This window comes from Devosia sp. Leaf420, assembly GCF_001425445.1.
Taxonomy (GTDB): domain Bacteria; phylum Pseudomonadota; class Alphaproteobacteria; order Rhizobiales; family Devosiaceae; genus Devosia.
On the sequence record NZ_LMQU01000011.1, the window covers coordinates 303,434 to 323,784 of the forward strand.

A 20,351-nucleotide genomic window follows, 5' to 3' on the forward strand; every position below is an offset into this window, starting at 1 on the left:
GCAAAATTTTGTGCCACCCTGGCCGTGGGACATCTGATCCCGGGAACCTACTTACGTAGGTGGGCGCCGTATATCCAAGCCCACGGGCCTGGTCAGGGACAGCTCCCTCGAGATCGATTAAGGCCCCGGGGATATGTGTGTCCTCACGCGCCGGGCAGCCAAAGAGATATAGGCGCTTCCCCGGCCTTGCGCAAACGCTGCGCGACAAGATTATCCACAGTCAAAAGCAAAAGGCCGGCGCCTTGCGGCACCGGCCTCGATCAATACGGCAACAGCCTTATTTCTTGAGCGCTTGGACGCCTGGCAGGGGCTTGCCTTCCATCCATTCGAGGAAGGCGCCGCCGGCGGTCGAGACGTAAGTCAGGGCATCCTTGACGCCGGCATGGGCGAGAGCACCGACGGTATCGCCACCACCGGCGACCGAAACGAGGTGACCATCATGGGTGCGCTTGGCAACGTGCTTGGCAATCGCGACGGTGCCCGCATCGAAGGGCTCCATTTCGAAGGCGCCGACGGGACCGTTCCAGATGACCGTGTGTGCATCGTCGATCGCAGCATTGATGCGTTCGATCGACTGGGGGCCGATATCGAGGATCATGCCATCGGGATCGACGGCATCGACGCCATAAAGACGGGTCGGAGAATTGGCCTTGAAATGCCAGGAGACGACGGCGTCGACCGGCAGGATGATGGCGCAATTAGCCTTGTCAGCCTTGTCCATGATGCGGCGGGCGGTATCGGCGAGATCCTTTTCGCAGAGCGACTTGCCGACGCCATAGCCTTGGGCAAAGAGGAACGTGTTGGCCATGCCGCCGCCGATGACGAGGCCATCGACCTTGGTCACGAGATTTTCGAGAAGGTCGATCTTGGACGAGACCTTGGCGCCACCGACAATGGCGACAACCGGCTTCTTGGGCTTGCCAAGACCCGCTTCGAGCGCTTCAAGTTCGCCCTGCATGGCAAGACCGGCAGCGGCGGGCAGCAGGTGCGCCAGGGCTTCGGTCGAGGCGTGGGCGCGGTGCGCGGCGGAGAAGGCGTCGTTGACATAGACATCGCCAAGGCTCGCCATGCGCTTGGCAAGCTCGACATCGTTCTCTTCTTCGCCGGGATGAAAGCGGGTGTTTTCAAGAACGAGAACCGAGCCGGCGGGAGCCTCGTCGATGGCTTTCTTGGCTTCGGAAACATCGACCCAATCAGTCGCGACAAAGCCCACGGGATGGCCGGTTTCATCGGCGACGGCCGAGCAGACTTGCTCGAGCGAAAACTCAGGATCGACCTTCCCCTTGGGGCGGCCGAAATGGGACAGCAGCACCACTTTGGCGTCGTGCTTGACGATCTCGCGGATCGTGGGGACCAGGCGCTCGATGCGGGTGGCATCGGTCACCTTGCCATCGGCAACGGGAACATTGAGATCGGCGCGCAGCAGGACGACCTTATTGGCGAGGTCGAGTTCATCGAGGGTCTTGAACTGTGCGGTCATGGCAAGGCTCCAAAGGGCACGAGATGTGGCTTTGGCCTATCAGAGGCCAGCGCGTGGGGAAAGCGCTCGCGGCAAATTTCTACAGCGCGGCGCCGATGATCCCGCCGCAGAGATAAAGCACCGGGCTCAGCAGCACGTGCGCCGAAAGACGCATCAAATCATCGACCATGACATGGCGTGCAAAGCCGACGCTGGCCCAGGGCGCAACGCCAACCATGCGCACGATGCGTAGATGACGCAGAAGCAGCCAGGCAAGAAGAGCCAGCGACGGCAGCGCCAGCAGCATCGGACTGTCAAAAAGGCCGGCTGCGAGCCAGAAAAGCGGCAAACCCGCCTGGAACCGCCGGGTCAGATGAAACATGGCTGGGCTCCTCAATTGGACAGCAAAAGAGCTAGGATGATTTGGTGAACACTTTGCGACGGAGAGCTGGCCTTTGCGTGCATAAAGCCCAACACGGCGATCATTTCCTCGTGTAGGAGTGCTCCGACTAAGGAGCGAAAATGTCGGATATGACGATGCCGGTGGCGGATAATCGCGCGGAGTTTTTCCGAGGCTTGCGCGTCTCTGTGCCAGTGCTGCTGGGCTTTATTCCCTTTGGTCTTCTGCTCGGTTCTCAGGCCGGCATGAAAGGGTTTTCGCCGCTCGAGATCGCCTTGATGACTGGCTTTAACTTTGCTGGCGGGTCCGAATTCCTCGTCATCCAGCTTTGGACCTGGCCGCCGGCAATTCCTCTGCTTGTGGCTTTGACCATGCTGGTCAATAGCCGCCATGTCCTGATGGGCGCAACGCTCGCCCCGACCATGCGCCATCTGCCACGGCGCAAGGTACTGCCCGCGCTGGCGCTGATGTGCGACGAATGCTGGGCCCTGGGGCTCGATGATGCGCGAAAGCGCGGCGGCGTCCTGAGCTTCCCCTTCTATCTCGGGCTCTCGGTTGGCCTTTATCTCTCCTGGCCGACAAGCGCGGCGATCGGGGCGGTTGTCGGGCCGAGTTTGGGCGATGTGACGCGCTACGGCTTTCACATGGCCTTTCCGGCCGTCTTTCTCGTCATGATTTTCGGCATGTGGACCGGGTTTCGCGCGGCGCGGCCATGGTTCGTCAGCCTCGTTATCGGCGCCTTGACCTATCTTGCAGTTCCCGGACCCTGGTACGTGCCGGCCGGCGCACTATCCGGTCTTTTGGCCGCTTACCTCTGGGCGCGCTCGGAATGATCGATACAACCATTCTTCTCGTCATCGTGCTAATGGCGTCGGTCACCTATATGACGCGCATTGCCGGCTATCTTTTTCTCCGCAACCGTACGCTGAGCCCGCGTTTGACGCAGGTGCTGGAAGCGGCGCCGGGCTGCGTGCTGATTTCTGTCATCGCGCCCGATTTCGTCTCCGGACGACCCGCCGACCTCATCGCGCTCGCGATCACCGTCATCGCGGCGTCGCGCCTTCCCATTCTGCCCACTGTGGTGATCGCCGTCGCCTCGGCTGCGATCCTGCGGCAGCTTCTCGGTTGACTTGACAGGCAAGGAGTAAGGCATGACCTTTCTGCCGAGGAGAAAAGCCATGACCGGCCACCGTATTTTCGGCGTCAGCGTTGCCAGCGTCTATCCCGCCTATATCGCCAAGGCCGAGCGCAAGGGCCGCACCAAGCAAGAAGTCGACGAAATCTTCCGCTGGTTGACGGGCCATAGCCAGGAAAGTTTTGAGCGCGAATTGGCCGACAAAACCAGTTTCGAGGACTTCTTCGCCAAGGCGCCGAAGATGAACCCGGCCCGCGAATTGATCACCGGCGTCGTTTGCGGCATCCGCGTCGAAAACATCGAAGATCCGACGATGAAGGCGATCCGGCAACTCGACAAGCTCGTCGACGAATTGGCCAAGGGCAAAGCCATGACCAGGATTTTGCGCGGCGAACACGCGGCCTCTTGACCCGTCCCCTGGGTCTGCCTCGATAGAGCGAAGGGTCAGCAACGAGGTGATTCCCGTGACCCAATCGCAAGCACTTCTCTCTCCATCCGAAGCCGCAAGGCTGCTCGGTGTTTCAAGTAAAGCTCTGCGGCTTTACGAAGAGCGCGGCTTTATCAAACCCCTGCGCGACGCAGCAGGCTGGCGGCACTATGGACCCGACCAGATAGCGCGGCTGAGGCAGGTGGTGGCCTTCCGCGGCCTGGGCCTCAGCCTCAAACAGATCGGCGGGGTGCTGGATGGCGCCAGCGAAGGTCTCGAAGACGCGCTCGCGTCACACCAGCGCCAGCTCGAAGAGCAGATGGCCGGGACGCATGGGGCGCTCGAGCAGGTCAAACTCTGGCGGCGAGATTTGCTTCAGGGTCGCATGCCGGATGTTGCGGAGCTGGTCGGCGATGGACCTGCCTTATCTTTGACGCTGCCCTGGCCTTGGGATGGCGAACGTTTCGAGCTCAAGCGACTGGCGCCAGTCACCTATCTCGTCGGTCCGCTCGGCAGTGGCAAGACACGGCTGGCAATGGCGCTGGCGGCGGCCTTGGGCGGTGTGTTTCACGAGCTGGACAGGCAGGCGCCCGAGAAACTTTCAGAAGATGCCGAGACAGCCTTGGCCTGGCTTCTCGACGATGGCGCGACGAAGTCGGACCAACTGCGCGCCGTAGTCGCGGCGATTGCGGACACTACGGGCGCCGGTGTGCTCGATCTGATCGAGGACGGTATTGATGAAGCAACACAATTGGCCTTGGGTGCCTGGCTCCGGCGGTATGCGGACAATGAGCGGCCACTGGTGGTGATGACCCGATCGACCGCAGTTCTGGACCTCGATGCTGTCAGCCCCGGCCACGCCATCCTCTATTGCCCGGCCAATCACAGCTCACCATTCGAGGTCATGCCGGTAGGTGGGACGCCGGGTTATGAGAGCTTGGTGTCGTGTCTGGGTACGCCAGAGGCGAGGGCGCGGACGGCAGGGATGGTGGTGAGTATGGGGTAATGAAAAGGCCCCCTCACCCGGCCGTTGGCCGACCTCTCCCCCAGAGGGAGAGGTGGCAGTGTGCCTTAGTCGCGGAGCGACACCTCTCCCTCTGGGGGAGAGGTCGATGCGGAGCATCGGGTGAGGGGGCCTTCATTTTCTACGCCCGCTCAAACAGCCCCGGATAACTCACCACCACCCCATCCGCATCGACCTCCAGGACCCGCTCGAAATTCTCGGACTGGTATCGGAAATGCCCGTCATCGAGCTTGGTATAGACCTGCTCGGCGCGTTTGATGGTCATGGTGGTGGCGTCGATCCAGACCATTGAAAACGTCTGGGGTGCATTCATCTGCCAATCGCTGCGCCAGATGGGCAGAGAATTGGTGAGGGGCGTTGGCCAGATGTCGACATCGACACAGTTCTTGAGGCCCGAAATCGGCTCGGCGCGATCGTCGGTCCAGCCGCCCTGCCCGTCGCAAAAAAGTTCGAGCGCCTTGCCGTCCGCGCGCTCGATCTTGAGCGTTCGCGTGTGGCCATTTTCGTCGAGCTTAATGCGGTAGAAGAGCCCAAAATCAGGGCCGATAATGGCGCCACGAATGCGCGTGTCGCGATCATTGGCGACGACATGGCAATGTTCGAGAGTGGCAAGGTCGAGCCCTTGCCAGCGATAGGATCGATTGAGATTCACGTCTGCCCCCAGGCTGCGCTGCATTTCGAGCAAAAGCGCGCGGGGAAAGCAAGCGGGGACAATGCCCCGCCAGCATAATCAGACGGGAGGCGTCACGCCGTCGCGGATGGTGTGGAACACGGGCAAGACGCTGTCGAGCCGATCGGCATCGGTGACGCAGGAGATCGCAGTACGACCCCTGGCGGTTTCGACCATGGAGAGCACGAGCCGGACGTGCTCGGCGCCCTTCTGCTTAGGCTTGCCGATGAATTCATGGCCAGTGTAACCATCGAGTTCGAAGGCAGAATCCCCGACGAAATCGAAAATCTGCGACATGCCGTCCTTGGCCATGGCGAGCCAGGCGGGCGAGCCGATCTGCGCATTGATCTCCTCGACGCTGAGCCCGGCATTGGCGGGCACGTCCTGGAAGCTGACCTGGCAAAGATACTTTTCGCCTTCGAGCGGCGCCGGGTCATCAGCGGCCGATTTGACGCCGAAGGTGACGTCATAGGGCGGCGGGGACGTTTCGGCAGCAACCACGAATGTATCGGGCAGGTTCACCGCCAGCCCGCTGACGTCCTCCGCAGCAAGAGCGGGGACAGAGAGCATAGCAAGGCAGGCAATCGGCAGAAGACGCATGGCGTACTCCAAGAAGAGGGCTCAGGCCGGCGGGATAACGCCATCACGGATGGTGCGGAATATATCGAGATTGGTGTCGAGCGTATCGGCCTCAGTGACGCAGGAGATCAAGCTTCTCCCCTTAGGCGTTTCGAGGAAGGACATCACGGCCCGCGCGTCCGCATCCTGTTTCAGCCGCGAGGTCACGATGAATTCCTGCCCACCAATGCCGCCCAATTCGAAGGGCGTGATCTCGCCGACATCGACATCCTGAGATAATAGGGTCTTCATGTGATCCCGCCACCCTTCGGAGGCGACCGCCGTGTTGAGCTGCTCCTGAGTAAATTCGGCATTGGCTGGATCAGGCATGAAGCTTGCTTGGCAGAGATAGGTCTCGCCTTTGAGCGCGACAGGATTGCCGGAGGCATTCTTGACGCCAAAGCTGACGAGATAATCGAGCGGCGGCAGAGCCTTTTCGACAACGAATGTCTTGGGGAGATTGACAGCAAGGCCCGTCAAATCATCCTCGACTGCAAAAGCGGTTCCCGACGACAGAAGCGCGACAACACAGGCGATTGGCAAAAGACGCATGAGCGACCTCCGGATCAGGCGGGCGGGGTGACGCCATCGCGGATAGTGCGGAAGGTCGGCAGCATCTCGTCGAGCGCCTCTTCGTCGGCCACACAGGAAATGGCCGTGCGGCCCTTGGGCGTTTCGAGCATCGAGAGCACGAGGCGGACATTTTCAGCGCCGGACTGCTTGGGCATGGCAACGAATTCATGGCCGTTGAAGCCAGCGAGTTCGAAGGGCGTGTCTTCCTTGAAATCGAAAATCACCGACATGGTATTTTTCGCAAGATCGATCCATTCCTGCGTTCGGACCATGGCATTGATCTCCTCGACGCTGAGGTCGGCGTTTTCGGGAGCCGGCGAATAGGCAACTTGGCAGAGATAGTCTTCGCTCTCGAAACTGGCCGTTTCGCCGGAGGCGGACTTGATGCCGAAATTGGCGGTGAAGTTGGCGTCGGCCGGTGTCGGCTCGACGACAAAGTCATCGGAGAGATTGACGGCGAGACCAGTCGCTTTGTCTTCAGCTGCAAGAGCGGGTGCAGCAATTGAAAGGGCAGCGAGGCAAAGGGCGGTGAAAAGGCGCATGAAAAAAGCTCCGCATGAAATACGGAGCAAAACTAGCGGACGGATTGGCACGAGAATGTGACCGAACAGAAAAAGCCCCACCGAAGCGGGGCTTTTTTGTTTGTTTAGAGCGTCTTGCCGAGCGCGACGGCCGTATCGGCCATGCGGTTCGAGAAGCCCCATTCATTGTCGTACCAGGAAAGGACCGATACGAAATTGCCGTCCATCACCTTGGTCTGGTCGAGCGCCATGGTGGAGGAGTGCGGGTCGTGATTGAAGTCGATCGAAACGTTGGGCTGTTCGGTATAGCCGAGGACGCCCTTGAGTTCGCCATCGGCATACTTCTTGACCATGGCGTTGATCTCTTCGGAGGTCACATTGCGCTTGGCAATGAACTTGAAGTCGACGCAGGAGACGTTCGGGGTCGGCACGCGGATCGAGACGCCGTCGAGCTTGCCCTTGAGTTCGGGCAGCACGAGGCCGATGGCCTTGGCAGCGCCGGTCGAGGTCGGGATCTGCGAGAGCGCAGCCGCGCGGCCGCGATAGAGATCCTTGTGCATGGTGTCGAGGGTCGGCTGATCACCCGTATAGGAGTGGATCGTCGTCATCATGCCCTTCTCGATGCCGAACTCCTTGTGGAGCACATAGGCGAGCGGAGCGAGGCAGTTGGTCGTGCACGAGGCGTTCGAGATCACCACGTCGTCCTTGGTGAGGGACTGGTGGTTGATGCCGAAGACGATGGTCTTGTCGGCGCCGTCGCCGGGAGCCGAAATGATCACCTTCTTGGCGCCAGCCTTGATATGGGCCGAGGCTTTTTCCTTGGAGGTGAAGATACCGGTGCACTCGAGCGCGATATCGATGTTCATCGCGGCATGCGGCAGGTTCGCCGGATCACGCTCTGCGGTCACCTTGATCGGGCCACGACCAACGTCGATGGTGTCGCCCGAAACGGTTACGGTATGCGGAAAACGGCCGTGGACACTGTCGAAGCGCAGGAGATGCGCATTGGTTTCGACCGGGCCGAGATCGTTGATTGCAACGACTTCGATGTCGGTGCGGCCGGATTCGATGATGGCGCGCAGGATATTGCGGCCGATACGACCAAAACCGTTGATGGCGACGCGAACTGCCATGATTTGACGCTCCTAGAGGGAGGGGAGGAGAAAGGGAGGCGCGGCTCTCTTACACTTGGGCGGTGACGGCTTCAACAACGGCCTTGGCCGTAATACCAAAGTGCTCATAGAGCGCTTCGATCGGGCCCGATGCACCAAAGGAGTGCATGCCGACGAAGCGGCCCTTGTCGCCGAGGAGCTTGGACCAGCTCATTTCGATACCGGCTTCGACGGCAACGCGCGCCTTGGCCTTGCCGAGCACTTCGGCCTTATAGGCGTCGGACTGCTTGGCAAAGAGCTCCATGGACGGCACGGAGACGACGCGGGCCGAAATGCCCTTCTCGGTCAATTGCTTCTGCGCTTCGACGGCGATGGCCACTTCCGAACCGGTCGCGAAGATGACGGCATCGGCATCGGCCGGGCCGACAAGCGTGTAAGCGCCCTTGGCCGACTTGTTCTCGGTCGAGTTTTCGGTGCGGACGGCCGGCAGGTTCTGGCGCGACAGCGCGAGGATCGAGGGAGCCTTGTCGCTCTTGAGGGCGATTTCCCAGCACTCGGCAGCTTCCACCGCATCGGCCGGACGCAGCACGAGAAGGTTCGGGATGGCGCGCAGCGCGGTCAGATGTTCGACCGGCTGGTGGGTCGGGCCGTCTTCGCCAAGGCCGATGGAATCGTGGGTCATGACATAGATGACGCGCTGTTCCATCAGCGCCGAAAGGCGGATCGCGGGGCGGGCATAGTCGGTAAAGACCATGAACGTGCCGCCATAGGGGATGAGACCGCCATGGAGCGCCACGCCGTTCATTGCGGCGCCCATTTCATGCTCGCGGATGCCGTACATCATGTAGCGGCCAAGACGGTTGTCAGCCTGGAAGGGCAGCGTCTCGGGCGTATTGGTGAGGTTCGAGTGGGTCAGGTCGGCAGAACCAGCCAGCGTTTCGGGCAGCGCCTTGTTGATGACTTCGAGCGCCATCTGGCTCGACTTGCGGGTCGCGACCTTTGGCTTGTCGGCGACGAGCTTTTCCTTATAGGCGGCAAAGGTGGCGTCAAAATCGGCCGGCAGCTTGCCAGCCATGCGGCGCTCGAACTCGGCCTTCTTGTCGGACTTGCCGAGACGCGCTTCCCATTCGCCGCGCACGTTCTGCGAGCGGGTGCCCGCAGCGCGCCAGGCGTCGAGAATATGGGTCGGAACTTCAAACGCCGGATAGTCGATGCCGAGCGCCTGCTTGGCGCCGGCCAGTTCTTCGGCACCGAGCGGCGAGCCATGCACCTTTTCCGTGCCGGCTTTCTTCGGCGCACCAAAACCGATCGTGGTCTTGGCCGCGATCAGCGTCGGTTTGTCGGTCGATGCCTTGGCTTCGATCAGTGCCTTTTCGATGGCGTCCTGATCGTGGCCGTCGATCTCGATCGTGTTCCAGCCGACAGCCTTGAAGCGGGCGATCTGGTCGGTCGAGTCGGCATTGGAGACCTTGCCGTCGATGGTGATGTTGTTGTTGTCCCAGATCAGCACAAGCTTGTTGAGCTTGAGGTGACCAGCGAGCGAGATCGCTTCCTGGGAAATGCCTTCCATGAGGCAACCGTCGCCGCAGAGCACCCAGGTGTGGTGATCAACGATATCGGAGCCGAACTCGGCGGCAAGCTTGGCTTCGGCAACGGCAAACCCGACCGAATTGGCAAGCCCCTGACCGAGCGGACCCGTGGTGGTTTCGATGCCGGTGGCGTGGCCGAATTCGGGGTGGCCGGCGGTCTTCGAGCCAAGCTGGCGGAAGTTCTTGACCTGATCGATGGTCATGTCTTCGTAGCCAAGCAGGTAGAGTGAGGAATAGAGCAGCATCGAGCCGTGGCCGGCCGAGAGAATGAAGCGGTCGCGATCGGCCCAATGGGGGTTCGCGGGATCGAACTTCATCACCTTGGTAAAGAGCACCGTGGCGATATCGGCGCAGCCCATGGGCAGGCCGGGGTGACCGGAATTCGCCTTTTCGACCGCGTCCATGGCAAGGGACCGGATCGCATTGGCCAATTCGTTCTGCTGGGCTGTGTTCGTCATCGTCTGGGCCGCTCTCTGATGCTGAGGAAGGCAGGGAATAAGGGGATGAGAGGCGCGGAAGCCTCCTCCCAAAGGCGGTTTGAGGCATAACAGGTTCGGCCCTTGTGTCAATGTCACGAGGGGCCGCACCCGTCCACTTTGGCGCGTGTTTTGCCCTGGATCAGGCGGGCTTCCAGTTGCAAAGACTGTGGGGTTCGGGCACGCTCAGAAGATTGAATCGGCGTTGCGTTTAGGATAGTTGCGGCCAATGAGTGACGGACACGATGAAGACGGGCTCGTCGCAGCATCAAACCGCTTCGACAAGGCCCTCGGCCGGCTCGACCAGAGCCTTGCCGATCTGACCGGCCGCATGCAGCGCCTGAAGCGCATCGAGGTCGATACCCAGCGCCTCGTCCAGGAACGCGCTCGACTCGCGACCGAACTCGACAAGACCTCCGCCCGCGCCAAGCGTCTCGACGACAGCGCTCATGACGTCTCGCGCCGGCTGGTCGAGGCTATGGAAACCGTGCGGGCCGTGCTCGCCAAAACGGAGTAGGCCATGCCCGAGGTCAATGTCGAAATCAATGGCCGCCGCTACCGCATGGCCTGCGAAGAAGGGCAGCAAGGCCACCTGATCGCCCTTGCCGAACGTTTTAACGCCAGCGTCGAGGGGCTCAAGGGTGCTGTCGGCGAAATTGGGGACACGAGGCTGACGGTGATGGCGGGCATCGCCGTGCTCGATGAATTGGCTGAAGCCGAGCGCAGGATTGCGGCGCTCGAGGCCGAGGTGGAGACGCTGACCGCAGCGGGCCACCAGATCGCCGATGAGCTTGAAGCGACGGAACAGGCTTTTGCGGGGAAGCTCGATCAGGCGGCGAAGGTGCTGAACTCGATCGCCGGCGTGCTCGACGAAACGGCGCCTTTGCAGAGCTGAGGCGTCGCGTCCCTTAGCTTGGTTGAGGCACAGTCTTCAGTTGTTCCAAAACCGCCGGCTGTCATCCCGGCCTTGAGCCGGGATCCATCTTGAGATCTCAGGATGGGCCCCGGCTTTCGCCGGGGTGACCATCTCGGTCTTGGTTGTTTCAGTGCCGGAGTAAACGCCTTAAAACTTCGCCGTCAGCGGATCAGAACCCAAACGCCCGGCTTCATTATCCAGCCCATTGATCGCCGCCTTGTCCTCGGCGCTCAGTTCAAAGTCGAAAACGTCAAAATTCTCGACGATACGGCTCGGCGTCACCGATTTCGGGATAACCACCAGCCCCTCTTCGATATGCCAGCGAATGATCACCTGAGCCGGGCTCTTGCCATGGCGCTGGGCGATATCGGCGATGGTCTGGTCTTCGAGCATCTTCCCTTGGCCAAGCGGGCTCCAGCTTTCGGTGATGATCCCCTTCGGCTCATAGCGGGCGCGGAGCTTGCGCTGCTGAAAGCGCGGATGAAGCTGGACCTGATTGATGACCGGCAATTGCCCGGTCGCGGCTTCGAGTTCATCGATATAGGTGCCCTCGAAATTGGAAACACCGATCGAGCGCGCCTTGCCCTCTTCCTTGAGCTTTACCAGCGACTGCCAGGTCTCGACATATTTGCCGCGATAGGCCGAGGGCCAGTGGATGAGATAGAGATCGACATAGTCGGTGCCGAGACGCTTTAGCGACGCATCCATGGCGCGCAGGGTCTGGTCAAAGCCCTGATCGTCGTTCCAAACTTTGGTGGTGAGGAAAATATCGCCACGCGCGACGCCGGACTGGCGGATGCCTTCGCCGACACCCTCTTCGTTTTGATAGACGGCGGCCGTATCGATGTGGCGATAGCCTGTCTTGAGCGCTGTCGATACTGCTTCGACGGCGACATCGTTGGGCGTCTGCCAGACACCGAGCCCGACTTGGGGAATGCTGCGGCCATCATGAAAAGTCACGTGAGGTTGCGTGCTCATTCTGCTATCCGTTATTTTGGGAAAGAAGGTGGAATTGATCGTCACCTTACGATAAACGCGAAGAGCCGAAAAGTTCCCTCGGTCACTACCATACAAGATCATCCTTTCGTCTGATAACCCAAGGTCTAATCGACTAGACGGGCCGAAAGTCTAATCTTTAGGGCAACGTTCATTCCCCTCAGATTAAGGCCGGAGACCCGATGACCAAGTCGCTCAATGCCATTGCCCAAAAGCTGATGACGCACGGCCAGGGCATTCTAGCCGCCGACGAGTCTGAGGGCACAATTGCCAAACGCTTCGCCAAGATCAACCTGCCCAATTCGCTCGACCTGCGCCGCGACTATCGCGAAATGCTGTTCCGCTCGACCGAAGCGATGACCAAGTATATTTCGGGCGTGATCCTGACCGAAGAAACCCTCGAACAATCTGCAGCCGACGGCACGCCCTTCCGCGCCATTCTTGCCGATGCCGATACTATTCCCGGTATCAAGGTCGACCGCGGCGCCTTCCCCATGCCGGGCGATAGCGGCGAGAAAATCACCGAAGGTCTTGATGGCCTGCGCCAGCGCCTAGAGCGCTATGCGACCCTTGGCGCCGGCTTTGCCAAGTGGCGCGCCGTCATCACCATCAATGACGTGGCGCCCACCCGCAACAATATCCGCGCCAATGCACATGCCCTTGCGCGCTATGCCATCCTTTGCCAGGAAGCCGGCATCGTGCCGATCGTCGAGCCGGAGGTCGTCGGCGATGGCGATCCGGGCAATCACTCGCTTGAGCGCAGTGCTCAGGTGACTGGCGAAGTCCTAGAGAATGTCTTCAAGGAACTGCGCCTTGCCGGCGTCGATCTCTCGGGCATGCTCCTCAAGCCCAATATGGTCCTGCCCGGCGTCAATTCGCGTGATCGGCCATCGGTAGAGGAAGTCGCTAAGCGCACCGTTGAAGTGCTCAAGGAACACGTGCCAGCCGCCGTACCCGGCATCGCTTTCCTTTCAGGTGGCCAGACCGACGAAGAGGCGACGGCCCACCTTTCGGCTATGAACAATATTCCGTTCAAGCCCTGGCCGATGACCTTCTCCTATGGCCGCGCATTGCAAAATGTTGCGCTCCGCACCTGGGCCGGCCGCCGCGAAAATTTTCCAGCCGCGCAAGCCGCCTTCACCCACCGCGCCCACATGAATTCGCTCGCCGCCCTTGGCGAATGGAACAACACGGTCGACCGCGCGGCCTGATCCGTTCGACGTCCCAACGTCACGACTGGCGTGTCTCCGAAAGGGGGCACGCCATTTTTGTTTTCGGGATTGGAGAGGAGGTTAGCGCCTGTCCAACCCCCCCCCCTTCCTCCCCATCAAGGGGGAGGTGTCGTATTGAGGGCTTGGTGAGATGTCGCCCAGATCACAAATCTGCACCTCCCCCTCGATGGGGAAGGCCGGGAGGGGGTGACTAGGTAAGCCGACTGCAGTCACCCCCGCATTGCCTCCCCCACCACCATGCCCTATGGAAACCCCGTCCCTTTCTTGCCAAAATGCCAGCCTAGGGACCTCTTGCGCTTATTCCGGGATTTCCATGGCTCCCCAGCTTTATCTCATCACGCCGCCTGACCCCGATGCCGCCGACTTTCCGCGGCGGCTGATGGCTGTGCTTACCGGGCCCGAAATCGCAGCGCTTCTCATTCGCCGCGGCAGCCTTGCCGATGCGGCTTACGCTGAACTCGCCGAACGGTTGGTGCAGGTTGGGCAGGCAGCGGGCGCAGCCGTGCTCGTCGAAGACGATGTGGCGCTGGCCCAGTCGATTGGCGCCGATGGCGTCCATGTGACTGAAGGCGGGATCAAGGCTATTCGCGCCGCCGTCGCCGCGCTCAAGCCCGATGGCATTGTCGGGGCCGGCAATGTGCGCTCGCGCCATGATGCCATGAGCTTTGGCGAACTTGATATCGATTATGTTTTCTTCGGTCCGCTCGGCGGCACGCCCGATCCCGAGGCTGCCGAACTTGCGCAGTGGTGGGCCGAGACGTTTGAAGTCCCGGCTGTCCATTCCAATCCCGCGGCAGACGCCCAAAATCCAGACCTGACCGGCGCCGAGTTTCTTGCGCTCTCCGATTGCGTGTGGTCGACGAAAGACCCAACAGCCTCGCTCGCCGCCTTTGCGGCAAAGGAAAAAGCATGATCTGGCGCGCGCCGCTCCTGGCGCTGCTACTCGCTTCGACCCCGTTGACCGCCTTTGCACAGGATGCCGCGGCGCCGACAGAAACGCCTGAAGCCACGACACCGGCCGAAGAAACGCCAGCGCCAAATTTTGAAGCGGCGCCAGGCGCGGCCGAGGATATTTCCAATGCTATTTTCGGCGGCGGAGCGGAGCCGGACTTTGCCTTCGGCGCCTTCCAGCGCGGCTATTTTCTTACAGCGCTTGAATTGGCTTTGCCGCGCGCCGAAAAGGGTGATGCGCCAGCCCAGACGCTGATTGCAGAGATCTATTCAAAGGGCCTCGGCGTCGCACAAAACGACGAACGCGCCGCGGGCTGGTATCAGCTTGCCTCGAAAAATGGCGATACGCTCGCGACCTTCGAACTTGGCCTTCTCTATCAGGACGGCGTCGGCGTCGCGCAGGATCGCAAAAAGGCCGCCGAACTCTTCAAGCAGGCCGCCGACAAGGGCTATCCGCCTGCAAAATACAATCTTGCGCTGCTTCATGTCGAAGGCATCTATGCCGATCCGAGCCTGACGACCGCAGCGACCCTCATGCGCGAAGCGGCGGAAACGGAACTGCCCGAAGCGCAGTATGACTATGGTTCGATGCTGATCGAAGGCGCCGGCGTTGCGCCCAACGAGGCGGAGGGGGCCCGCTATATCGGGCTCGCCGCCGAGCAGAACCTCACCGCTGCCCAGGTCGATTACGCCACCCTCCTCTATCTCGGCCGCGGCATTGCCAAGGATGTAGCGGCTGCCGTGCTCTGGTATGAGCGCGCTGCCGAAGGCGGCAATCCTGTCGCACAGAACCGGCTGGCAAAGCTCGTCGCCGTCGGCGAAGGCACGGCGCTCGATCTCGAAACCGCTGCCATGTGGCGCGCTCTCGCGCGGCGGCAGGGCTTGTCCGATCCGACGCTTGATCGCCTTCTCGTCTCGATCCAGCCCGAGGCTTTGGCGCGCGCCGAAGAAAGGGCGCGTTTCTGGCCATCGGTGCCGCCGAGCGTCGAAACCATCGCGGTCATTCCCACCACGCCACAGACGGCAGGGCCGCAATTGCCGACCCCCACCGATATGGAAAATGCACCGAGCAAGGTCGTCGTGCCGAGCGTCGATGGCGCCGATGCACCGGCTGAAACACCTGTGCCGAGCGATACGCCTGTCGTCCCCACGGAAACCCCACCGGCGCAAAACCCTTGAACCGAGCAGGGTTCTGAGGCAATAAGCCGCCAAACTTTCAATCAGCGGCAGGGCTTGGCCCAAGTGAGGCCGCGCCGGGATGTCTCGTCCCGGCGGGTCCGACACACCGCTTGAACCAGCGAGCTTGAAAACAATGGCGCGTTCCGCCCTTCTCACCGTCATGGTCAATGCCGCCATCAAGGCTGGCAAGTCGCTGTCGCGCGATTTCAACGAGGTCGAAAACCTCCAGGTCTCGCGCAAGGGTCCGGCCGATTTCGTGTCGAAGGCCGACCTCCGCGCCGAACAGATCGTCTATGATGAGCTGCGCAAGGCGCGCCCGACCTATGCTTTCCTCATGGAAGAAGGCGGCGAGGTTGCCGGCACCGATGGCCAGCACACCTGGATCATCGATCCGCTCGATGGCACCACCAATTTCCTCCATTCCATCCCGCTTTTTGCCGTCGCTATCGCGCTGCAGCGTGGCGATGATATCGTGGCTTCGGTGATCTATAATCCGGTGATGGACGAGCTCTACACCGCTGAAAAGGGCGGCGGCGCCTGGCTGGCCGATCGCAAGCGCTTGCGTGTCGCCGAACGCCGGCACCTGTCGGACGCGGTCGTCGTGACCGGCATCAAGACGCAGGGCACGTCCAATGATGGTCTGCAGTTGCGCCAGCTCGCTCATGTCAATCCGGCCGTGGCCGGTATCCGTCGCTCGGGCTCGATCTCCGTGGACATGGCATGGCTTGCTTCCGGCCGCTTCGACGCTCTTTGGGAAGCCGGCCTCAAGCCTTGGGACGTCGCTCCGGGCTTGCTGATGGTCAAGGAAGCCGGCGGCCTCGTCACCGATTATGCCGGCCAGCCCGGTTCGGTGTGGAACGGCCAGATCGTTGCCGGCAACGAAACGCTGCAGGGCGCGCTCCTTAAGTCGCTCAAGGGTGTTCAGTGACCTCCGAGGGGTGATGTTCCTATCACCTCTGCGGAACCGTTAACCTTTTCCATTGTCACGCCATTCCGCCGCCTCTAGTCTCGCACGCAGTTGATTTGCTGCGCGAGGCAGAGGTTAAAGGCACGATGACGCAAGGTTACGATCCCTATCACCTCGCCAGCCCGGCCGTTTACCTCGTCAAAATCGTCATTTTCCTGATTCTGGCGGCACTGGTCGCCGCTATCCTCTCTCAACAGATCCTCACTTTCTTCTGGGCGAACCCGTTCATCAATTCGATGATCTTCTTCGCCCTCTTCATCGGCATTTTCCTCAGCTTCCGGCAAGTTTTCCGGCTTTTCCCTGAGGTAAAGTGGGTCAATTCCCTTCAGGACGGCGGCTCGAGCCAGGTGCGCCCTCCGATTCTGCTGGCCCCCGTTGCTGGGCTGCTCCGCGAGCGGATCGGCGAGGCGATCATCACGCCATCTTCCATGCGGTCGATCCTTGATTCCGTCGGCAACCGCCTCGATGAAGCCAAGGATACGTCGCGTTATCTCACTGGTCTTCTCGTCTTCCTCGGCCTCATGGGGACATTCTATGGTCTCCTCGAAACCGTGAGCTCCGTCGCCGGCGTCATCAACGCACTCGACGTCACCTCCGCCGACAGCACCGCACTCTTTGCCAATCTCAAGGAGGGTCTTGCCGCGCCACTGGGCGGGATGGGCACCGCCTTTTCGTCCTCCTTGTTTGGTCTTGCCGGCTCGCTGATCCTCGGCTTTCTCGATCTTCAGACGAGCCAGGCACAGAACGCCTTTTATACAGATCTTGAAGACTGGATGACCTCCATGACCGAGCTCGATCACCCGGTCAGCGCCATGCAGGCCAATGCCGGTGGGCCCGAAATCCAGGCAATGTTCGATAAGCTCGGCGCCAATATGCAGAGCCAGAATTCCTCGCAGAACGCCATTCGCGCCATGGCCGAACTGGCGCGCGGCATCGATGGCCTCGTCAAGCACATCCGCACCGAGCAAGAAGACCTGCGCGCCTATATCACCGAACAGAGCGAGACCAACAAAAAGCTCCGCAGCCTGATCGAGGCCATGCTCAACGAAACCGACACCACCGAGCGTCGGGACTAAGCCATGCCATCGAGCCGCTCGCGCCGCAGAGTAGAGGCCAATTACTGGCCGGGCTTCGTCGACGCGCTGTCGAGCCTCCTGCTCGTCATCATCTTCCTCTTGAGCCTCTTCATGCTCACCCAGTTCTTTCTGGGACAGGAGATCCAAGGACGGGACACTGCGCTATCGCGGCTCAATAGCCAGATCGCGGAACTGACCGAATTGCTACAGCTCGAGCGCGCCAATTCAGGCGATCTCACCGATCAATTAGCGACGCTGCAGGCAACTCTATCAAGCTCCGAGGCCCGCAATCAGGATCTGACCTCCCAGCTAAGCGGCATCGGCGCCGGGCTTGGCGATCGCGACGCGACCATTGCAGGTCTGCAGGATGATCTGATCGACTCGCAAAAGCTCTCCGATGAAGCCAATGCGCAGGTTGCCCTGCTCAACCAGCAACTAGCGGCCCTGCGCACGCAGATCGGGGCGCTTGAAGCTGCGCTTGAAGCCTCGGAAACCCGCGATACGGAATCGCGGACGCAGATCGCCGATCTCGGCCGCCGTCTCAATCTGGCGCTGGCCCAGCGCGTTCAGGATCTGTCGCGCTATCGCTCCGACTTCTTCGGGCGCTTGCGGCAGATTCTCGAAGGTCGCGCGGACGTCCGCGTTGTGGGCGACCGTTTCGTCTTCCAGTCCGAAGTGCTGTTCGATCCCGGCCAGGCCGAAATCCAGGCAGGCGGACGCCCCGAACTCGATGCGCTGGCCGATGCAATCCTGCAGCTCGAACAGGAAATCCCGTCAGATATCAATTGGGTGCTGCGCATCGACGGCCACACCGATAGCCGGCCGATTTCCAATGCCCGCTTCCCATCCAACTGGGAGCTGTCGGCAGCGCGCGCCATCTCCGTCGCCCAATATCTCGTCAGCAAGGGCGTCGCCCCTGCCCGTCTCGTCGCCGCCGGCTTTGGCGAATATGCGCCGCTTGACCCCGGCAATACCGACGAAGCGTTCAGGCGCAACCGTCGCATCGAGTTCAAACTGACCGAAGGATAAGGCAAGGCCCCTCACCCGCCGCACTGCGGCGACCTCTCCCCCGAAGGGAGAGGTGGGGGTTGCCAAAGTCGCGGAGCGACACCTCTCCCTTCGGGGGAGAGGTCGGCCCGTAGGGCCGGGTGAGGGGCCTTTTGGCCTTAGTTGTTCAGTGGTTCAGGTCCGACCTGAACTGAAGCTTCGCCAGTTCCGCATAGCGCCCGCCCTTGGCGACCAATTCCTCATGCGTCCCCTGGTCGATAATCCGACCCGCTTCGAGCACGAGAATCTTGTTGGCGTCACGAATGGTCGCGAGACGGTGTGCGATAACGAGCGTCGTGCGGCCGGCCATCAAATGCTCCAGCGCCATCTGCACGAGCCGCTCGCTCTGCGCGTCGAGCGCCGAGGTCGCCTCATCAAGGAGCAGGATTGGCGCATTTTTCAGGATCGCACGGGCAATCGCGAGGCGCTGCTTCTGGCCACCCGATAGCATCACGCCGCGCTCGCCGACGACCGTGTGATAACCGGCCGGCAAGTCGACAACGAAATCATGCACCAGCGCCGATCGCGCCGCCGCCTCGATTTCCGCTTCGGTGGCGTCAGGTTTGCCGAAGCGGATATTGTCCGCGATCGTGCCGGCAAAAATGGTCGGTTCCTGCTCGACATAGGCAAAGCGCTGACGGAGATCAAAGAGCTTTGCATCGCGGATATCGACGCCATCGACCGTAATGGATCCGCCAGCGACATCGTAAAAGCGCTGCAGCAGCGAGAGGGTGGTGGACTTCCCCGAGCCTGACGGACCCACGAGCGCAACCGTTTCCCCCTTGGCGACCGTAAACGAGAGATCATCGAGCACTTTGCCCGTCGCCGTCGGATCATAGGTGAAGCTCACCCGATCAAAGGCCACGGTGCCCAGCGACGGCTGCGGCAGCGGCACCGGATTTTTCGGATCTTCGATGGCAGCTTCCGTATCGAGGATTTCCGTCAACCGCTCGGTCGAGCCGGCAATGGTCTGGAGCGAGCCCAGAACTTCCGAAACGTTGGTCAGAGCACCCGAGGCCATCAAGGCATAGACCATGAACTGCGCCAACTGGCCCGCCGTGACCGATCCCTCGAAGACAGCGCGGGCGCCCCACCAGACAAGCCCCACAAGCGCACAGGTGCCGAGGAAAATAACAAGCGCGACGAGCAATGCGCGGGCGCTTAGGCGGCGAACTTCGGCCTCGAAACTTTCTTCGCTGCGCTCGCGATAGATTTCGGACTGGCTGGCTTCCTGGGTGAAGGATTTGACGGTGCGCGGCGCGCCAAGCATTTCCGTTGCCATGGCAGAAAGATCGGCCAGCGCATCCTGGGTTTTTCGCGACATGCCGCGGAGGCGGCGCGAATAGAGGACGACGGGAACAAGAATAGTCGGGACGGCGATAACAACAGCGGCCGTCAGCACCGGACTCGTCAGCACCATCATGATCAGCGCGCCGATGATCGTGACCATGGAGCGCAGAACCAGCGAGAAACTCGATCCCACCGCACCGCGAATAATGGCGACATCGCCATTAAGCCGGCTCGTCAGTTCACCGACGCGATTGGTATCGAAGTAACGCGCATCGAGACGAAGGAGATGGGAAAACACCGCCTGGCGGAGATCGGCGATGACGCGCTCGCCGATGACGGAGATGAAATAAAAGCGCGCGCCGCTCGCAAGCGCCATCACCGCGGCAATGGCTATGATGATGAAACCATATTGGCCGACCATATCGAGGTTCTTCTCGATAAAGCCGCGATCGATGACGCCACCGAGCATGGCGGGAATCGCGAGGGACGTCGTCGCCGAAACGAGAAGAAAGAGCACGGTGAGCGAGAGGCGCACCGGATAGGCGAGCATGAACGGCATGAGACGGCGCAGCGGCTGCAGCCGCTTGGGCTGTATCCGCGCTGCCTCGATTACCTTTTCGCTATTGCTCTCTGCCGGAACGGCTTGATCGGTCATATGTGTGCGCCGTTCTCGTTGGCTGGAAAACCGCCCTG

At 61.1% G+C, this 20,351-nt stretch carries 22 protein-coding genes and 1 other RNA gene; 12 read left to right on the forward strand and 11 right to left on the reverse strand.

The genetic code is table 11. The annotated features are described in order from the left end of the window. Positions 1 to 6: 6 nt before the first annotated feature. The 3 genes from ssrS to ASG47_RS12380 all read right to left on the reverse strand — a co-directional run bounded on the left by ssrS (position 7) and on the right by ASG47_RS12380 (position 1,841). A non-coding RNA gene (ssrS, locus tag ASG47_RS12370) (6S RNA) lies at positions 7 to 164 on the reverse strand. Between the two features lie 113 nt (positions 165 to 277). Continuing rightward, positions 278 to 1,480, reverse strand: coding sequence for a phosphoglycerate kinase (locus ASG47_RS12375; protein ID WP_061909424.1), 1,203 nt, complete (start codon positions 1,478 to 1,480; stop codon positions 278 to 280). Positions 1,481 to 1,559: 79 nt separating this feature from the next. Continuing rightward, the gene (locus ASG47_RS12380; protein WP_061909426.1) at positions 1,560 to 1,841 is read right to left on the reverse strand and encodes a hypothetical protein; all 282 of its coding nucleotides are present in this window, start codon (positions 1,839 to 1,841) and stop codon (positions 1,560 to 1,562) included. Between the two features lie 140 nt (positions 1,842 to 1,981). On the opposite strand from ASG47_RS12380, the gene ASG47_RS12385 reads away from it, so the two are divergent. From ASG47_RS12385 to ASG47_RS12400, 4 genes are read left to right on the forward strand one after another with little or no spacing between them, the layout of a single operon-like run. Next, positions 1,982 to 2,692 carry an AzlC family ABC transporter permease gene (locus tag ASG47_RS12385; RefSeq protein ID WP_061909428.1) on the forward strand — a complete coding sequence of 237 codons (711 nt, stop codon included), beginning with the start codon at positions 1,982 to 1,984 and terminating at the stop codon, positions 2,690 to 2,692. Further along, entirely contained in the window at positions 2,689 to 2,988 is a 300-nt protein-coding gene (locus ASG47_RS12390) for an AzlD family protein (protein ID WP_061909430.1), read from the forward strand. The genes ASG47_RS12385 and ASG47_RS12390 overlap by 4 nt, the downstream gene beginning before the upstream one ends. Before the next feature lie 49 nt (positions 2,989 to 3,037). Beyond that, on the forward strand, positions 3,038 to 3,403 hold the full coding sequence (locus ASG47_RS12395; RefSeq protein ID WP_061909432.1) for a DUF2200 domain-containing protein: 366 nt from the start codon (positions 3,038 to 3,040) through the stop codon (positions 3,401 to 3,403). Positions 3,404 to 3,458: 55 nt separating this feature from the next. Then, positions 3,459 to 4,427 carry a MerR family transcriptional regulator gene (locus tag ASG47_RS12400; RefSeq protein ID WP_061909791.1) on the forward strand — a complete coding sequence of 323 codons (969 nt, stop codon included), beginning with the start codon at positions 3,459 to 3,461 and terminating at the stop codon, positions 4,425 to 4,427. A 139-nt stretch (positions 4,428 to 4,566) separates the two neighbouring features. Here ASG47_RS12400 and ASG47_RS12405 read toward each other — a convergent pair whose 3' ends face one another. The 6 genes from ASG47_RS12405 to tkt form a co-directional block, all read right to left on the reverse strand. Beyond that, complete coding sequence (locus tag ASG47_RS12405) at positions 4,567 to 5,097, reverse strand: putative glycolipid-binding domain-containing protein (protein WP_162243257.1); 531 nt, start codon at positions 5,095 to 5,097, stop codon at positions 4,567 to 4,569. 78 nt (positions 5,098 to 5,175) lie between these two features. Next, entirely contained in the window at positions 5,176 to 5,715 is a 540-nt protein-coding gene (locus tag ASG47_RS12410; protein WP_061909437.1) for a hypothetical protein, read from the reverse strand. A 21-nt stretch (positions 5,716 to 5,736) separates the two neighbouring features. Further along, a complete protein-coding gene (locus ASG47_RS12415) occupies positions 5,737 to 6,285 on the reverse strand; it encodes a hypothetical protein (protein ID WP_061909439.1) in 549 nt (182 codons plus the stop codon). Positions 6,286 to 6,299: 14 nt separating this feature from the next. Continuing rightward, positions 6,300 to 6,848: a hypothetical protein gene (locus ASG47_RS12420; RefSeq protein WP_061909442.1), complete on the reverse strand. Its 549-nt coding sequence runs from the start codon at positions 6,846 to 6,848 to the stop codon at positions 6,300 to 6,302. Positions 6,849 to 6,952: 104 nt separating this feature from the next. After that, entirely contained in the window at positions 6,953 to 7,960 is a 1,008-nt protein-coding gene (gap, locus tag ASG47_RS12425; protein WP_061909444.1) for a type I glyceraldehyde-3-phosphate dehydrogenase, read from the reverse strand. 49 nt (positions 7,961 to 8,009) lie between these two features. Further along, a complete protein-coding gene (tkt, locus tag ASG47_RS12430; RefSeq protein WP_061909446.1) occupies positions 8,010 to 9,986 on the reverse strand; it encodes a transketolase in 1,977 nt (658 codons plus the stop codon). Between the two features lie 247 nt (positions 9,987 to 10,233). Between tkt and ASG47_RS12435 the strand changes: the two genes are divergently transcribed. Both ASG47_RS12435 and ASG47_RS21210 read left to right on the forward strand, forming a co-directional pair. Further along, positions 10,234 to 10,521, forward strand: coding sequence for a DUF4164 family protein (locus tag ASG47_RS12435; RefSeq protein ID WP_061909448.1), 288 nt, complete (start codon positions 10,234 to 10,236; stop codon positions 10,519 to 10,521). Between the two features lie 3 nt (positions 10,522 to 10,524). Beyond that, positions 10,525 to 10,899, forward strand: coding sequence for a cell division protein ZapA (locus ASG47_RS21210; protein WP_061909450.1), 375 nt, complete (start codon positions 10,525 to 10,527; stop codon positions 10,897 to 10,899). A gap of 168 nt (positions 10,900 to 11,067) precedes the next feature. On the opposite strand, the gene ASG47_RS12445 is transcribed toward ASG47_RS21210, so the two are convergent. Further along, entirely contained in the window at positions 11,068 to 11,898 is an 831-nt protein-coding gene (locus ASG47_RS12445) for an aldo/keto reductase (RefSeq protein ID WP_061909452.1), read from the reverse strand. Positions 11,899 to 12,098: 200 nt separating this feature from the next. On the opposite strand from ASG47_RS12445, the gene ASG47_RS12450 reads away from it, so the two are divergent. The 6 genes from ASG47_RS12450 (at position 12,099) to ASG47_RS12475 (ending at position 18,350) form a co-directional block, all read left to right on the forward strand. Beyond that, entirely contained in the window at positions 12,099 to 13,127 is a 1,029-nt protein-coding gene (locus tag ASG47_RS12450) for a class I fructose-bisphosphate aldolase (protein ID WP_061909454.1), read from the forward strand. 334 nt (positions 13,128 to 13,461) lie between these two features. Further along, a complete protein-coding gene (locus ASG47_RS12455) occupies positions 13,462 to 14,061 on the forward strand; it encodes a thiamine phosphate synthase (RefSeq protein WP_061909456.1) in 600 nt (199 codons plus the stop codon). Further along, a complete protein-coding gene (locus ASG47_RS12460; RefSeq protein WP_061909458.1) occupies positions 14,058 to 15,278 on the forward strand; it encodes a tetratricopeptide repeat protein in 1,221 nt (406 codons plus the stop codon). Before ASG47_RS12455 ends, ASG47_RS12460 begins: the two co-directional genes overlap by 4 nt. A gap of 133 nt (positions 15,279 to 15,411) precedes the next feature. Next, positions 15,412 to 16,206 carry an inositol monophosphatase family protein gene (locus ASG47_RS12465; protein ID WP_061909459.1) on the forward strand — a complete coding sequence of 265 codons (795 nt, stop codon included), beginning with the start codon at positions 15,412 to 15,414 and terminating at the stop codon, positions 16,204 to 16,206. Positions 16,207 to 16,331: 125 nt separating this feature from the next. Continuing rightward, positions 16,332 to 17,321 (forward strand): hypothetical protein, encoded by a 990-nt coding sequence (locus tag ASG47_RS12470; protein WP_061909460.1) that lies wholly within the window; start codon positions 16,332 to 16,334, stop codon positions 17,319 to 17,321. A 3-nt stretch (positions 17,322 to 17,324) separates the two neighbouring features. Beyond that, a complete protein-coding gene (locus ASG47_RS12475) occupies positions 17,325 to 18,350 on the forward strand; it encodes a peptidoglycan -binding protein (protein ID WP_061909461.1) in 1,026 nt (341 codons plus the stop codon). Positions 18,351 to 18,495: 145 nt separating this feature from the next. On the opposite strand, the gene ASG47_RS12480 is transcribed toward ASG47_RS12475, so the two are convergent. Continuing rightward, on the reverse strand, positions 18,496 to 20,313 hold the full coding sequence (locus tag ASG47_RS12480) for an ABC transporter transmembrane domain-containing protein (protein ID WP_061909462.1): 1,818 nt from the start codon (positions 20,311 to 20,313) through the stop codon (positions 18,496 to 18,498). Between the last annotated feature and the right edge of the window lie 38 nt (positions 20,314 to 20,351).